At 59.9% G+C, this 13,047-nt stretch carries 15 protein-coding genes and 2 tRNA genes; 11 read left to right on the top strand and 6 right to left on the bottom strand.

Annotated elements, in window-relative coordinates:
• Window positions 1–191: 191 nt before the first annotated feature.
• The 7 genes from HMPREF3036_RS01130 to HMPREF3036_RS01100 all read left to right on the top strand — a co-directional run bounded on the left by HMPREF3036_RS01130 (window position 192) and on the right by HMPREF3036_RS01100 (window position 5,288).
• The gene (locus tag HMPREF3036_RS01130) at window positions 192–473 is read left to right on the top strand and encodes a helix-turn-helix transcriptional regulator (protein WP_062330909.1); all 282 of its coding nucleotides are present in this window, start codon (window positions 192–194) and stop codon (window positions 471–473) included.
• A complete protein-coding gene (locus HMPREF3036_RS01125) occupies window positions 470–760 on the top strand; it encodes a hypothetical protein (protein ID WP_062330907.1) in 291 nt (96 codons plus the stop codon). Before HMPREF3036_RS01130 ends, HMPREF3036_RS01125 begins: the two co-directional genes overlap by 4 nt.
• A 440-nt stretch (window positions 761–1,200) precedes the next feature.
• Complete coding sequence (locus tag HMPREF3036_RS11785) at window positions 1,201–1,521, top strand: hypothetical protein (RefSeq protein WP_156469706.1); 321 nt, start codon at window positions 1,201–1,203, stop codon at window positions 1,519–1,521.
• Window positions 1,514–1,885, top strand: a complete 372-nt coding sequence (locus HMPREF3036_RS01115) for a hypothetical protein (RefSeq protein WP_062330901.1) — start codon at window positions 1,514–1,516, stop codon at window positions 1,883–1,885. Before HMPREF3036_RS11785 ends, HMPREF3036_RS01115 begins: the two co-directional genes overlap by 8 nt.
• An 88-nt stretch (window positions 1,886–1,973) precedes the next feature.
• On the top strand, window positions 1,974–2,177 hold the full coding sequence (locus HMPREF3036_RS01110; RefSeq protein ID WP_156469705.1) for a hypothetical protein: 204 nt from the start codon (window positions 1,974–1,976) through the stop codon (window positions 2,175–2,177).
• Window positions 2,170–3,204: a toprim domain-containing protein gene (locus HMPREF3036_RS01105; RefSeq protein ID WP_062330895.1), complete on the top strand. Its 1,035-nt coding sequence runs from the start codon at window positions 2,170–2,172 to the stop codon at window positions 3,202–3,204. Before HMPREF3036_RS01110 ends, HMPREF3036_RS01105 begins: the two co-directional genes overlap by 8 nt.
• The gene (locus HMPREF3036_RS01100; protein ID WP_062330893.1) at window positions 3,201–5,288 is read left to right on the top strand and encodes a DUF927 domain-containing protein; all 2,088 of its coding nucleotides are present in this window, start codon (window positions 3,201–3,203) and stop codon (window positions 5,286–5,288) included. The genes HMPREF3036_RS01105 and HMPREF3036_RS01100 overlap by 4 nt, the downstream gene beginning before the upstream one ends.
• A 456-nt stretch (window positions 5,289–5,744) precedes the next feature.
• Here HMPREF3036_RS01100 and prmC read toward each other — a convergent pair whose 3' ends face one another.
• The 3 genes from prmC to hemA form a co-directional block, all read right to left on the bottom strand.
• On the bottom strand, window positions 5,745–6,575 hold the full coding sequence (gene prmC / locus HMPREF3036_RS01095; protein WP_005434350.1) for a peptide chain release factor N(5)-glutamine methyltransferase: 831 nt from the start codon (window positions 6,573–6,575) through the stop codon (window positions 5,745–5,747).
• Between the two features lie 18 nt (window positions 6,576–6,593).
• On the bottom strand, window positions 6,594–7,667 hold the full coding sequence (prfA, locus tag HMPREF3036_RS01090; RefSeq protein WP_196793849.1) for a peptide chain release factor 1: 1,074 nt from the start codon (window positions 7,665–7,667) through the stop codon (window positions 6,594–6,596).
• A 129-nt stretch (window positions 7,668–7,796) separates the two neighbouring features.
• Window positions 7,797–9,086 (bottom strand): glutamyl-tRNA reductase, encoded by a 1,290-nt coding sequence (gene hemA, locus HMPREF3036_RS01085; protein ID WP_005434353.1) that lies wholly within the window; start codon window positions 9,084–9,086, stop codon window positions 7,797–7,799.
• A gap of 123 nt (window positions 9,087–9,209) precedes the next feature.
• On the opposite strand from hemA, the gene HMPREF3036_RS01080 reads away from it, so the two are divergent.
• Both HMPREF3036_RS01080 and queC read left to right on the top strand, forming a co-directional pair.
• Window positions 9,210–9,731 carry a hypothetical protein gene (locus tag HMPREF3036_RS01080; protein ID WP_005434355.1) on the top strand — a complete coding sequence of 174 codons (522 nt, stop codon included), beginning with the start codon at window positions 9,210–9,212 and terminating at the stop codon, window positions 9,729–9,731.
• Window positions 9,728–10,453: a 7-cyano-7-deazaguanine synthase QueC gene (gene queC, locus HMPREF3036_RS01075; protein WP_005434356.1), complete on the top strand. Its 726-nt coding sequence runs from the start codon at window positions 9,728–9,730 to the stop codon at window positions 10,451–10,453. Before HMPREF3036_RS01080 ends, queC begins: the two co-directional genes overlap by 4 nt.
• A 140-nt stretch (window positions 10,454–10,593) precedes the next feature.
• On the opposite strand, the gene HMPREF3036_RS01070 is transcribed toward queC, so the two are convergent.
• Both HMPREF3036_RS01070 and HMPREF3036_RS01065 read right to left on the bottom strand, forming a co-directional pair.
• Window positions 10,594–10,669 (bottom strand) — tRNA-Phe (locus tag HMPREF3036_RS01070).
• 38 nt (window positions 10,670–10,707) lie between these two features.
• Window positions 10,708–10,783 (bottom strand) — tRNA-Phe (locus HMPREF3036_RS01065).
• A 191-nt stretch (window positions 10,784–10,974) separates the two neighbouring features.
• On the opposite strand from HMPREF3036_RS01065, the gene HMPREF3036_RS01060 reads away from it, so the two are divergent.
• The gene (locus tag HMPREF3036_RS01060) at window positions 10,975–11,370 is read left to right on the top strand and encodes a zinc ribbon domain-containing protein (protein WP_005434358.1); all 396 of its coding nucleotides are present in this window, start codon (window positions 10,975–10,977) and stop codon (window positions 11,368–11,370) included.
• 143 nt (window positions 11,371–11,513) lie between these two features.
• Window positions 11,514–12,215, top strand: coding sequence for a DsbC family protein (locus HMPREF3036_RS01055; protein ID WP_005434360.1), 702 nt, complete (start codon window positions 11,514–11,516; stop codon window positions 12,213–12,215).
• 77 nt (window positions 12,216–12,292) lie between these two features.
• Here the strand turns inward: HMPREF3036_RS01055 and HMPREF3036_RS01050 are convergent.
• The coding region (locus HMPREF3036_RS01050) for a murein transglycosylase A (RefSeq protein ID WP_197457915.1) at window positions 12,293–13,047 on the bottom strand (755 nt) is incomplete at its 5' end.

The raw sequence follows: 13,047 nt of genomic DNA, 5'->3' as shown, positions 1-13,047 counted from the left end.
GCCGCGTTCCACGGACTTCCGAGATGAACCCTTTAAAAAGGCGGGTGCCTTTTTTATTGGAAAAGGTAGCTCCCTTCCCTGATAGTCCAAAAGGTGGGAGCGGTCTATTTTTTTCGGTAGCTACTCCATAGAGTTGACTTCGTGGACGGCGCAGGGTTGCGCGGTTCGAAACGCTCTAAGGAGTCAAAACAATGACAAAGAAAAAGCCTACTGAAAACGAGGTTAACGGCCTTGACCAAGGTCGACCGGCGCAGCATTCGGAGAAGGCGGGATTTCCCTTCTTTTACCTCCGGCTTCGCATGGTTTGCGAAATCACCGGTCTTTCCAAAACGACGGTCTACGAATACTCCCGCAATGATCCGGACTTTCCTAAGCCCGTGAAGCTGGGTGCGACTTGCACGGCATGGCGCTCCGATGAGCTGGCCGCGTGGATGGATTCCCGTCCGCGTGCTCTGATGGAGGGCATGGCATGAGTGAGTGCAAATACCCGGTCTCCCTCTCCGATGTGGCGCACGCTCATAAGCTGTCGCCGTCGGTGCTGCGTAAATCCTTCTCTCGCTTCCTTGAGGTCATGCCTGATGCTGAGGATCATGCCGAGCTGGTTGAGGAGACTACCCGAGGTGGCTTCGGCGGGCGCTGCCTGACCTATCGCGTGGACTCCGTAGCGCTGGCCGCGTTCATGTATTGGCGTGAACATCGTGGCCGCCTGCCTCGCATCTTTGGCGTCGTGAGGCGCGTTGTGGAGGGCGGGCAATGCTGAGACTAGAAAAGGGGCAGGCCGTGGAAAGCATCGTTATTCCGAAGGGGGGTAGCAGAGGAAACGCCGGTGCTCTGGTAGACGGCCTGAACGTGAAGAATAGCCGGGCATCGGCGCCTTGTGCAATCGTCCGTTGGCGTGCTATCCTGTCCGTACTCGTTCGCAAGAATGAGGGCAGGGGTAGGAGCCTGCTAGTTAGTACACGGCGAACTATCGCCACGTCCCGTTTTGCACGTGGCGTTTCTTTGGGCGGTAGTCGCATTCATGGCGTTATTGCGTCCGCATTCATGGGCGCATTGCATCCCCAGTTTCTTATGGGTAGCCGTGCGGGGGGCTTTCGAGCCCGCCGCTTCCGTGTACGCGGTACTTCCTACACCCGCACGGCCTGCCCACCCCGTAGGAAGGATGGGCAGTTCTTACAAGCTGTACACGGAGCATTAGCCATGATGCGAACTCTAAGCCGTAATGTATCCACGGCATTCCCCTCCACACCTGAACCTACCTTCCTGCCCGTCCAGTCGTGCCACAAGCGCGTCGAGGAGCGTCCGCAGGTCAACACCTTTGCCGATGTAGCCGATGGCGTCGAGGGCATTTTCCAGCGCGCTCAGGTCGCATACCGTGCGGCTGCCTTCCTGCCGTCCGTTGCGGCCCGTGCCGAGCTGCGCGCCCGGGTCTCCGACTATCTGGCCGAACTGATCGCCTTCTGCCGTGAGGTCGAAAGCCTTCCCGCCGGTCAAAACCTGAAGGAGGCGCGTCATGGCTGAACTCAATCAACATGATGAGATCGCCGGGGGCGTGGATCGTGGCGCATTCTATGCCGTGATGAGCGCAATGGCTTCTCGTGATCCCAAGCGTGTGGCCCTCGCCGAGGGTGATGCGTTTACCGCCCTCCAGTCGATCGGCTCGATGCTCAATGTCGTGGCGGATTATCTCTATCTTCGTGCACAGAATCCGGAAGGCGTTTTGTATGCCACTGAGTCAGAGATTGCCGATGCGGTGTATTCGCTTTCGGATTTGACCGCATGCGTGCATTCGTCACTGAATGAAGCTGAGAACGCCCGGTACATGCTTCGGCACCCGCGCAAGAGCGAAGGCAAAACCCCTGTGAACACGTCTAAGGAGGGCTGATATGAGTCCTATCAAAGACCGAAGTGTATCCACTGAAAACGCACATTGTGCGCTGGTGACTGAGTACCAACGGTATGAGGAAAGTGTCTTGCGCGAAAAGTCCTACGCGCTGAACATGGCCGACCGTGAACTCATTCGGTTGGCTGTGTTTGATCCTCATGGCGTAAATGACGCTCGGGAACTCATTGCCACGATCATGGCGGCCATTGATGAGGCGGTCGAGATCAAGACGATCGAACGCTTGAGCCGCTGGGAAGAATCCGAACGCCAAAAGGAGGGGAACCATGATTAATCATTCCGGACAGTTTGAACGGGTAGGCGGGCCGGGATTTTTCTTCCCGTCATTGGCTGAGGCGGCGCAGGCCGTGGAGGTCGACGCATCCCGCCTTCCGAACGCGAGAAGCGGTAGCTATTACATCCCGGCTAGCGTGCTGGGAGGCGGTCGAAATGATGCCGGTCGTGTGAGCTTTCACAGTGACGGGCGCGGCGGCCGAGTATTCAATTTCAAATCCTCATTGATGGCCGTATGGCGAGAGGATGCCGGGCAGCGCCTTTCCGCGATTGAGAAACGGCGGCTCCAGTACCAACGAGAGATTGCCGAGGCGGCTGAAGCTGAGGCCGAGAAGGCGCGGGCCATTGAAGGCCATTACACGGCGGAATTGATCCTTAAGGCTTGTGCCCGTGTTGACGATCATCCCTACCTGACGCGAAAGCGTGTGAGGCCCGTCGGGCCCATGTATGAGGCTGATGTAGCTGTAGCTAATGCCGTTCTAGCCGATAGGGGGTATCGCACTGCCTTCGGCTTCCAGCGCATTGGATACCGCTCCCCTGAATGGCACCCGATGACGGGCCACGTGCTGGTGGTGCCTATGTGGAATGAAGGCCAATTAGGCACGCTTGAATTTATAGACGCAGCCGGGCACAAGTCCTTTCTTCCGAAGGCTCCGACGGCCGGGGCGTGGTGGTCTACCCGCCTCATTGGGGAGTCCATGACTATCGGCATTGCTGAGGGCGTGGCCACGGCGTTAAGCATTGACCTTGTGAGGGGCATTCCATGCGTAGCTGCTATGAGCTGCGGGAACATGCCGCGCGTTGCAGGATGGTTTGCCCGGCATTGGCCCGGACGACAATTCGTCGTTTTCTCTGATGTGGGCAATGGTGAGAAGGATGCCCGGAAGGCGGCCGAGGCGTGCGGCGGCAGGCTTGAGCTTCCGGCCTTCGCCGGCGAATTGCTTGAGGCATTCAAGGAAAGGACGGGGACGGATAAGGCCCCGACCGATTGGAATGATTACTACGTAGCTACGGGAGAATTGCCGTGAAGCTGATCGAAAAAAATCAGGCCGACACTCAAACGAATGCGGCCTGCGAAGCGGAAAAATTTCCAAACCCTGTTGATGACATTGTACCCGGTTGGAGCATTGATCCCGTGACTAGCGAACGGTTTTTTAAGTCTCCGAAGGGCACTACGTTTTTCGCCGGCTCCGGCGGCCTGAGGGCGGCCATTGGCGATAAGGCCCCGGCCCCGGTCTGCGGGTGGATTGAAGTCGTGTCCGAAGGGTGCAATCGTGACGGGAAGGGCTTCAAGCGTCTAGTACGATTCAAGGATAGGCGCGGCGTCACGCATAGGCTCATGCTTGACCTATCGGACATTGGCGGCAATCCCGGGGCGGTCTGCAAGCGCCTTCTAGATGACGGCTTGCCGCTCTATAGCGTGACTCAACAGGGCGGCAATGCGCAGCTGGTTGACTTCCTGTTGAACGCGCCTGTGATGGAGCAATTCACGGCCGCCGATTCTTACGGATGGTTCGAGCGGGGAGGCGTGTTTGTTCTGCCTGCCGGGGCCGTCGGCATTCCTTCTGACGGCGTGAAGGTGGAGCCGCCGGGCGACGATACCGGAGCGCCCATGTATTCGCAGGCGGGGACGCTTGAGGAGTGGAAAGCAACCATTGGCATGGATGCCCGGCATTCGTCCCGTATTGCCTTCGCTATCTGCATAGCGTTTGCGGCCCCGTTGCTGGCTTTCACGGATGAGGGCAGCGGCGGCTTTCACTTCGTGGGGAAATCCTCTCAAGGCAAATCGACGGCAATGAAGGCGTTGTGTTCCGTGTGGGCGCAGGCCGTGGAGGGCTGCGGGGAGTTGGCTTCGTGGAGGTCTACCGATAACGGCTTGGAAGCCGTGGCAGCCGCTCATACCGATTTGCCGTTGATCCTTGATGAGCTGAAACAGGCCGAGAGAAGCGTCGAGCAGGCGTTGTACATGCTTGCCAACGGCGCAGGAAAGCGCAGACAAACGCGCGGTCTAAAGGCTCAAAAGCCGCTGACGTGGCGCACGCTTTACGCGAGTACCGGGGAGCTGACGGCCGATGAGCTTGCGGCTCAATACGGCAAAGAGGTGGCCACTGGGGCCAATGTCAGAATGGCGAACATTCCGGCGGTGCCGGAGGGAGGCGCCTTCGGCGTGTTTGAGACTGTTCCGCAGGGCATGACGCCGGAGGCGTTGGCGGAGTCGTTCGCACACAATGCGGCCCGCATCTATGGCACGGCAGGCCCGGCTTTCCTAGCTAGGTTGGTGGAGCGCGTCCAGTCTCTCGGCGGGGCCGAGCGCATGTCCGAGGAGTTGCGTCGAATGATGAAAGAATGGATTGAGTCCAGCGGTGCGGATGTCCTTTCCTCTCAAACCCGGCGAGTAGCAAAACGCTTCGCGCTTGTGGCGGCCGCCGGGGAGCTGGCAGCAGCCTTCGGCGTCCTTCCGTGGAATCAGGGCGAGGCGTCACAGTATGCGGCCGCATGCTTCCGGTCATTCCTTGCGGACTTTGAAACGAGCGAGGATAGGGCCGGGCGTCTTTGTGAAATACCCTTCCAGCTCATTGACTCCTATCCTGAGAACTTCTCCTATCACATGCCGGACGGCGGCAGGATTGAGGCCAAATACACGACGCCATTCTATGGGGATGTGGTCTCAGATATGCCGGTAGATGGCGGGGAGGGGCGCGGGGCTCCCGCGCTGGTGCTCATGACGGGCGAAGGATGGAAAAAGGCGTGCGGCCGGAATGCTGCGGAAATCGGACGGGCAATGATGGCCATGGGCTATTTGCTTTCCAACAATGGCCGGAAATTCCAGCATAACGGCAGTGCTGATACCTTTCTCGGTATTCCTATCCACGGGAGGTACATTTTTATTCGTGAAGGTTCATACTCTGCGAAGGTGGCGGATTTCCTAGCGGAAACCTATTTTTCAAAGGGTGCGGTTTGTGAAATGCGCAAAAAAGCCATGAGGAGAATCGTGCAATCGACTGTGGCACAGCCTTGTAACCTGATAAACCGGTCGAAAAATGGCACGCTTCCTCGAAAGGCCTGTGCCACAGGCCTTCAAACCGATAAACCGGATAAACCGAAAAAATGACAAAGACCTAGGGTGTAAGGGGTAAAAAGTGGCGCCTCTCGGCTTGATAGCTGAGAGGCATTTTTTATGTATCGGCAAGAGGGTGGGGCCGGAGCATGATGCGGGTGCCGGGTGCAAAGCAACTCACAATGAAGGGGTGCCTGTAGGAGACGGTGGCCTATCGTGGTTGCCTTCTCTTGGCAATGCCGCCTCTCCAAGACCTTGATACGGCCCTAGAGGAAAACCCTAGTTTCGTGCCGTTTTCGGAGGGTGACGCGCGCCGTACCGTACCAAATACCGTACCAAAATAGCCTGTTTCTCTTAAAATCGTTGCGGTGCAACGATCTTATATGCAGATAAGGCACCAAATTCGGATCCCGTACCGTCTCAGGCGGTGCGGGATTTCTTTTGCCCAAGGGCCGACACAAGAAAGGCCCCGCTTGTTTGTGCGGAGCCTTGAATCGCGGTCGACCTGACTCAGTCGTCGGCCTTTCGTCCCATCGTCACCCTGTCGTTTCCGCCGTAGTCGCGGACGGTTCGGACCGCTGCTAGACCGACGGAGCGGAAGAGTGCGGCGACGTCGGGGGCCTGGTCCCAGCCGTGCTCGACGAGAAGCCAGCCGCCGTGGCGGAGGTGGCTCATCGCATGGGCTGCGATTTCCTCGAGGCAGGAGAGGCCGTTTCCACTGTCGGTCAGGGCTCCCTGAGGTTCATGACGAAGGGCGGGCAGATGCTCGTCGTCGCTGCGGATGTAGGGGGGATTGCTCACGATGAGATCGTAGCGTGCGCCTTCGGGGACGGCCTCCCACCAGGAGCCTTTGCGGAATTCGACTTCGGCGCCCAGCGCCTCGGCGTTGCCGCGGGCAATGGCGAGAGCCTCTTCGGAGACGTCCGTGGCGGTCACGCGCGCCCCGGGGCACTCCTTGGCGAGCGTCACGGCAATGCAGCCGCTGCCCGTGCCCATGTCGAGGATCTCGGGCTTTTCGGGGGCGACGATCAGGGCCTGCTCAATGAGGACCTCCGTGTCGGGACGCGGAATGAGAACGTTGTGGTCGACCGTGAAGTAACGGCCGAAGAACTCCTGACGGCCGGTAAGGTAGGCGACGGGCACGCCGTCAAGGCGCATGGAAACGTAGACGTCGAACGTCATGAGCGTGGTGTCGGGAAGCTCTTCGTCATCGTGGGCGATCAGATATTCCTTGGGCTTGCCCAGAATGTGGGCGAGAAGGATCATCGCCTCGAAGCGCCCGATCTTGGGGGTCGCTTCGCCGATCAGGGCGCGGATGGTGTTGAGCTTGACTTCGTTCATGACGCGATACGTACTTTGTTAGGCCAGCGCGGCGAGCTGCTCCGCCTGGTGCTGTGTGGTCAGAGCCGTGATGATCTCCTCGAGATCACCGTTCATGATAGCCTCAAGGCGATAGAGCGTGAGGTTGATGCGGTGGTCGGTCACGCGGCCCTGAGGGTAATTGTACGTGCGGATTCTTTCGGAGCGGTCCCCCGAGCCGATCAGGCTCTTGCGCTCGCTCGCCTCCTTGGCCTGCTGCTCGGCCACCTGGGCGGCATGGAGGCGGGAGGCAAGGACGGCCATGGCGCGCGCCTTGTTCTGGGTCTGGCTTCGCTCGTCCTGACACTCGACGACCATGCCCGTGGGCAGGTGGGTGATTCGGACGGCTGAGTCCGTCTTCTGAACGTGCTGGCCGCCGGCGCCCGAGGCACGGAAGACGTCGATGCGAAGGTCGGCTGGGTTGAGGTTCACTTCGCCGATTTCATCAAGCTCGGGCAGAACGGCGACGGTGCATGCGGACGTGTGGACGCGCCCCTGACTTTCGGTTGCAGGCACGCGCTGCACGCGGTGACCGCCGGACTCGAACTTGAGCTTGGAATAGGCGCCCTCGCCGATGATGCGGACAATGACCTCCTTGTAGCCGCCGAGCTCGCTGTCGTTCTTGGAGACGATCTCCGTCTGCCAGCGGTGGTCTTCGGCATAGCGCAGGTACATGCGCAGAAGGTCGCCCGCAAAGAGGGCGGACTCGTCGCCGCCTGTGCCCGCACGGATTTCAAGGAAGATGTTGCGGCTGTCGTTGGGGTCCTTGGGCAGAAGCAGGATCTGAAGCTCGTGCTCGATGACTTCGAGTTTCTTCTGGGCCTCCAGAATCTCCTCCTGAGCGAACGCCTTCATTTCGGGGTCCTCAAGCATTCCCTGAGCAGTGCTGATGTCCATGTCGACGGACTCGAGCTCGAGATGCTTCTTCACGACGGGCTCAATGTCGGCACGCTCCTTCGTGAGTGCGCGAAACTTCGACATGTCGCTGGCGCAGGCAGGGTCGGCGAGCATGCCGTCGATTTCCTCGAGACGGCGGGCAAGCTGGCGGAGTTTGGAACGCATGTTGTCGTTGATCATGATGGCGTTGTCTGTCGATGAAGGCGTGTGGGCCGCAGTCGTGCAGCCGGAGAATTCAGGCCTAAAGAATATCAAAAAAATAAGAGGAACCCGCAGGTTCCTCTTGGTGTGTCAGGGTTGTCCGCCTCAGCGGTCGTGACGGCGGTAGAAGCGGTTGAGCAGGCGCTCCATGAGATCGCGGTCCTCGTCGTCGAGGCCCTCGCCGTTGCGCAGCAGGATCGTCGGATCGTGCGTGAGCTTGTTGGTGAGGCCGTAGGCGAGCATCTGCAGGACCTCCTCGGGGCTGTCGCCGTGATGGAGGTGGCGCAGGGCGCGCGCGAGCTCGGCTTCGGCAAGAAGGTGCGCTCGGTCGCGAAGCGACTGAATGAAGGGGACGGTCTCGCGCTGGCGGAGCCATTCGGCGAAGTCGCTCATGCGCAGGCTGATGATGGTTTCGGCCTGGGTGATGGCGGCCTGTCGGCTTGCCATGCCCTGGTTGACCACCTTGCCGAGGTCGTCGACGGTGTAGACGTACACGTCGTCGAGACGATCGATCTCGGGCTCGACGTCACGGGGAACGGCAAGGTCGACGATGAACATCGGACGGTGCTTGCGTTCATTGATGGCGCGCTCGATCATGCCCAGACCGATGATCGGCAGGGCGGAGGCCGTGCAGGAGACGATGATGTCGTAGCCGGCAATCTTCTCGGGCAGGTCGGCAAGACGGATGGCGTCGGCGTGCACGGTGCGTGCGAGAACCTGACCGCGCTCGAGCGTGCGGTTCGCGATCGTGATGGACTTGGGCTGCTGCGCGGCAAAGTGGGCTGCGCAGAGCTCGATCATTTCGCCCGCACCCACGAAGAGGACGCGCTCGTCCTTGAGGCTGCCGAAGAGACGAAGCGCCAGGCGCACAGCGGCGGCCGCGAGACTCACGGAGTTGGCGCCGATGGCGGTGGCGGTGCGGACTTCCTTGGCAACCGTGAAGGTGGACTGGAAAAGATGGTTGAGCATCGTGCCCAGGCCGTGTGCGTCACGGGCCATCTTCTCGGCCTTCTTCATCTGACCGACGATCTGTGTTTCGCCGAGCACCATGGAGTCGAGGCCGGAGGCCACTCGGAAGGTGTGCTTGGCGGCCTCTTCCTGCGTGAACGTATAGATGTGAGGCTCGAGTTCGGAGCGGCTGACGTTCTTGCGTTCGCAGATGAAGCCGAGCACGGAGTCTCTGGCGGCGTCCGTGTCTTCGGCGGCGCAGTAGATTTCGGTTCGGTTGCAGGTGGACAGAATGGCGGCTTCGTGAATGCCGCCCATCTGCGTGCTGGAGAACCGCTCGCGCATGTGGCCGATGGTTTCGGCGATTTCTTCGGGACCAAAGGCTACGCGCTCGCGGACGGAAACCGGAGCGGTAGTATGGTTGAGACCTATAGCAAGAAGATGCATCGCGTCGGGGATGGGAAAGAGGAGCGCAACGAAAAAGTTGCAACAATGTTTAATAATGCACGAATTATATAGGGCTCAACGTTGTGTATAGCTTAAGAAGGAAGCACTTGCAGGAGGAGCGTCATGCGTGATGAGTGGGCGGATCCCGCGGCGGGTGAACTGGCGCTGGCGGCCAGGCGGGCCCGCGAGGAAGTGAAGCGGCGCGCGCTTTTGAGCGCAGGCGCCGTGCTTGTGCCGCTGCCGGGGCTCGATGTGGCGGTGGATGTCGGCGTGCTGGTGAGCATGATGAACGCCGTCAACCGTGCCTTCTGCCTGAGTCCCGATCAGATCGAGAGGCTCGGCATGGAGGAGCGCGTGGCGGTTTACGAGGCTCTTTCGGGCGTCGGCGCCGTGATGGCGGGCAAATCCGTGACGGGCGTCGCAGCGCTTACAATTGCGAAGCAGCTCGGCAGCCGATGGTGCGCGGGAAAGACCGCCCGCTGGGTGCCGATTGTCGGACAGGGTGCTGCGGCGGCTCTCTCCTACGGCCTCGTCAAGTGGCTCGGAGAGCAGCACGTCCGTGAATGCCTTGCGGTGCGAAGCCGCGTGGCCGCACTCCTGCCTTATGAAAAGGACAGCTTGAAGAAAAACGCACAACAATCATGAGTGAAACGAATGCAATGCAGCCCGCCCGCAGGGGCGCGGCCATGGTTCTCTTTTCCGGTGGCCAGGACTCCACGACGTGCCTTGCATGGGCTCTCTCGCGCTTCGAGAGGGTGGAGACTCTGGGGTTTGACTACGGTCAGCGCCATGCGGTCGAGCTCGAGTGCAGGAAGACCGTGCTCGAGAAGCTCCGCGCCTTCAGGCCCGAATGGGTGCAGAGGCTCGGCGAGGACCACATGCTGGACATGGGGCTTCTCGGCCAGATCAGCGACTGCGCGCTGACGCGCGAACAGGAGCTTCGCTTCATGGAGAACAACATCCCCAACACCTTTGTGCCCGCAAGGAACCTTCTGTTCTTCACGTTTGCGGCCGCGCTCGCTTACAGAAGAGGCATTGAAACGCTCGTGGGCGGCATGTGCGAAACCGACTATTCCGGATATGCCGACTGCCGCGACAACACATTGAAGAGCCTGCAGGTCTCGCTTTCGCTTGGCCTCGATGCGCCGATGGTCATTGAGACACCCCTCATGTGGCTCGACAAGGCTCAGACCTGGATGCTAGCGGAAGCGCTTGGTGGCAGGGAACTGGTCGACTTGATCCGTCTTGACACGCACACCTGCTATCTGGGCGATCATGAGCACGTTCATGAGTGGGGCTACGGCTGCGGAACGTGTCCTGCCTGTCAGCTTCGCGCAAAGGGCTGGGAGCGATATTGCGACCGATGACGGGCTGACAATCGGGGAGGAATCCTTGAGAGAACGGACGTGGCCGGGAGGCGCGTCCGTTTTTGCCGTCCGGGCGGAGGGAAGGGGAAACTGTGGATACAAAAAAAGCAGGCCGTCTTCACAGTCTGCTTCTTGCAGTATGGTGGCTGGGGACGGAATCGAACCGCCGACACGCGGATTTTCAATCCGCTGCTCTACCAACTGAGCTACCCAGCCATCAGGACAAATTGTCAATCCGCGCCCCACGAAGGTTGTGGTGGCTGGGGACGGAATCGAACCGCCGACACGCGGATTTTCAATCCGCTGCTCTACCAACTGAGCTACCCAGCCGCGCAAATTAGACGACCATTATATGCCCGCCTTTCGAAAAAGGCAATAGTACGGTCGTAAAAGAGGTGGATTGTACCGTAAATTTGGTATGTACGGCGTACTTGCTCGATGCGGGAGGGCAGGCGAAGCGCGTGTGGTGCAGTGGACTGCGCGGATAATCCGGTCCTGAGCGGTTTCCAGAAAGGAAGGTTATGAATCTGAAGAACATGACCAAGTCTGCTGAAGGTACTGTTAAGGATCCGGGCAGGAACCTAAAGCAGAAGAGCGGCTTGAACCGTTCTTTGGCACGCGTTGCGCCCTATGGTATGAGGATGGCCATCCAATGGGCCTTGTTCAAGGCCGACGGACGGCTCATCCTCGTCGATCCGAAGTACACGAGCCAGACTCGTCCCAGGTGCGGATACACGAGTTCAACAAATCGACCTGCGCAGGCGCATTTCGGTTGCCAACTTTGCGGCTGCACTGAAAACGCGGACGTCGCAGGTGCACTCAACGTGCTGAAGAAGAGCCGGACAGGCTCAGTTCGCCCGTCAAGTGAACTTGGCAACAAGTCAGCGGCAGGAACCGTCCTTTTCTTCGCGTCTTGACGCGAATACGAGGAAACCCGGGTATTCACACCCGGAAGGATGTCAAAAAGAAAGTGTTGAGGCGCGTGCCGTTCGGGTAGACTCCGAGAAGGCGGTTCAGCCCGCTCCGACAATTGATCAACGAAGAGATCTTGAAGAACATCATGCTTAAGAAGAGTTTGTTTGTAGCCCTATGTGCGGGCCTTGCCGTCACCGTCTTTGCAGCAACGCCCCAGAGTGTCGAGGATGCGCTCATGCAGACGACCGGCCTCAAGGCGGACGCTGTCCAGAAGTCGCCCGTGCCCGGCATGTGGGAGGTCGTGGTTCAGGACAGGGTGTTCTATGTCGATGATCAGGCGCGCTACGTGCTCTACGGCAGCCTGATCGATACGGTCAAGCAGACGAACCTTACGAATGAACGTCTTCGCGAGCGGTCTCGCGAGCGCTGGAAGGAATGGCCGTTTCAGGATGCTGTCAAACAGGTCTTCGGCAAGGGTGAGCGCGAGGTTGTCGTCTTCTCCGACGCCAACTGCACCTACTGCCGCGCCATGGAGTCGGTCTATGCTCAGGTGGGCAACGTGACGGTCTACACCTTCATCACGCCGATGCTGCGCGGAGAGACGAATGCCCGCGAGATCGTTTGCGCCAAGGATCGCGCCAAGGCCTGGCATGAATGGATGGGCAACAATGTGCGTCCGAACTCCGTTCTGGCGGGTTGCGACACGAGCATGCTGCAGCGCAACCTCGTGCTGGCCAATCGCCTCAACGTGACAGGCGCGCCGACCTTCTTCTTCAAGAGCGGCGACAGGGTGACGGGCGCCATGGCGGCCTCTCAGTTCGAGAAGCTCGTCTCGACGGTGGAATAAGCCTCGAAGTTTTTGACGACAAAAAGGGAGACGTTTCGAACGCCTCCCTTTTTGTCTTTGCGGCCTGCCCTTCGGCGTCAGCGGCGGACCATGATGTCCTCGGGCTTCATGCCGTTGGGTACGAGCACCCAGGAGAATGTGTTGCTCTTCTGGCGGCCAGCAGCCTCGCCGGCCTTGTCGCCGAATCCCCAGAAGTAGTCGAAGCGGATGATGCCGCGAATGGCGCCGCCCGTATCCTGTGCGATGACGGGGCGCACGATCTTCAGAGCGGGGGAGGCCTGAGAGGCGTCGACGATGAAGGGAGTGCCGAGGCGCCAGTAGCGAAGATCGACGGCAACGCTCGCTTCAGGCGTAAGGGGCACGCCCTGAGCACCGAGCGGGCCGAGATCGGGGGAGCCTTTGCGTTCTTCAAAGAAGACGTAGCTGGGATTCTGGGCGAGGGCCTCGTCAACACGAGAAGGATTTTCACGGGCCCAGCGACGGATGCGCTGCATGGAAAGCTCGTGGCTTTTCAGATGGCCTTCGCGGATGAGCCAGGTGCCGATCGAGTGGTACTTGCGGCCGTTCTGGTCGGCAAAGCCCACGCGCATGAAGGTGCCGTCGGGGAGTCTGATGCGGCCCGAGCCCTGAATGTGGAGAAAGAAGGCGTCGACGGGATCGTTCACCCAGGCGATGGCGCGGGGCGCAAGATCCGTGCGTTTCTGAATGGTTGCGCGGTCGTCATAGGGCACGACGCGTCGGCCCTCAAGCTTTCCGCGAAGGCGAAGCTCCTTCAGCTGCGGGTAGAGTTCGGCAAGATCGATGACGAGCAGATCGTCCGGCACGCCGTAGA

The organism is Sutterella sp. KLE1602 (genome assembly GCF_001578585.1).
In the GTDB taxonomy this organism is placed as follows: Bacteria; Pseudomonadota; Gammaproteobacteria; order Burkholderiales; family Burkholderiaceae_F; genus Sutterella; species Sutterella wadsworthensis_A.
Note: the sequence above shows the minus strand (reverse complement) of the source record. Positions and strands in the feature narration are given on the sequence as shown.

Coding starts and splice junctions, on each gene's coding strand:
- HMPREF3036_RS01130 (WP_062330909.1), top strand. CDS start 192: ATGACAAAGAAAAAGCCTACTGAAAACGAGGTTAACGGCCTTGACCAA.
- HMPREF3036_RS01125 (WP_062330907.1), top strand. CDS start 470: ATGAGTGAGTGCAAATACCCGGTCTCCCTCTCCGATGTGGCGCACGCT.
- HMPREF3036_RS11785 (WP_156469706.1), top strand. CDS start 1,201: ATGATGCGAACTCTAAGCCGTAATGTATCCACGGCATTCCCCTCCACA.
- HMPREF3036_RS01115 (WP_062330901.1), top strand. CDS start 1,514: ATGGCTGAACTCAATCAACATGATGAGATCGCCGGGGGCGTGGATCGT.
- HMPREF3036_RS01105 (WP_062330895.1), top strand. CDS start 2,170: ATGATTAATCATTCCGGACAGTTTGAACGGGTAGGCGGGCCGGGATTT.
- prmC (WP_005434350.1), bottom strand. CDS start 6,575: ATGAACGAAGTCAAGCTCAACACCATCCGCGCCCTGATCGGCGAAGCG.
- hemA (WP_005434353.1), bottom strand. CDS start 9,086: ATGCATCTTCTTGCTATAGGTCTCAACCATACTACCGCTCCGGTTTCC.
- HMPREF3036_RS01080 (WP_005434355.1), top strand. CDS start 9,210: ATGCGTGATGAGTGGGCGGATCCCGCGGCGGGTGAACTGGCGCTGGCG.
- queC (WP_005434356.1), top strand. CDS start 9,728: ATGAGTGAAACGAATGCAATGCAGCCCGCCCGCAGGGGCGCGGCCATG.
- HMPREF3036_RS01060 (WP_005434358.1), top strand. CDS start 10,975: ATGAATCTGAAGAACATGACCAAGTCTGCTGAAGGTACTGTTAAGGAT.
- HMPREF3036_RS01055 (WP_005434360.1), top strand. CDS start 11,514: ATGCTTAAGAAGAGTTTGTTTGTAGCCCTATGTGCGGGCCTTGCCGTC.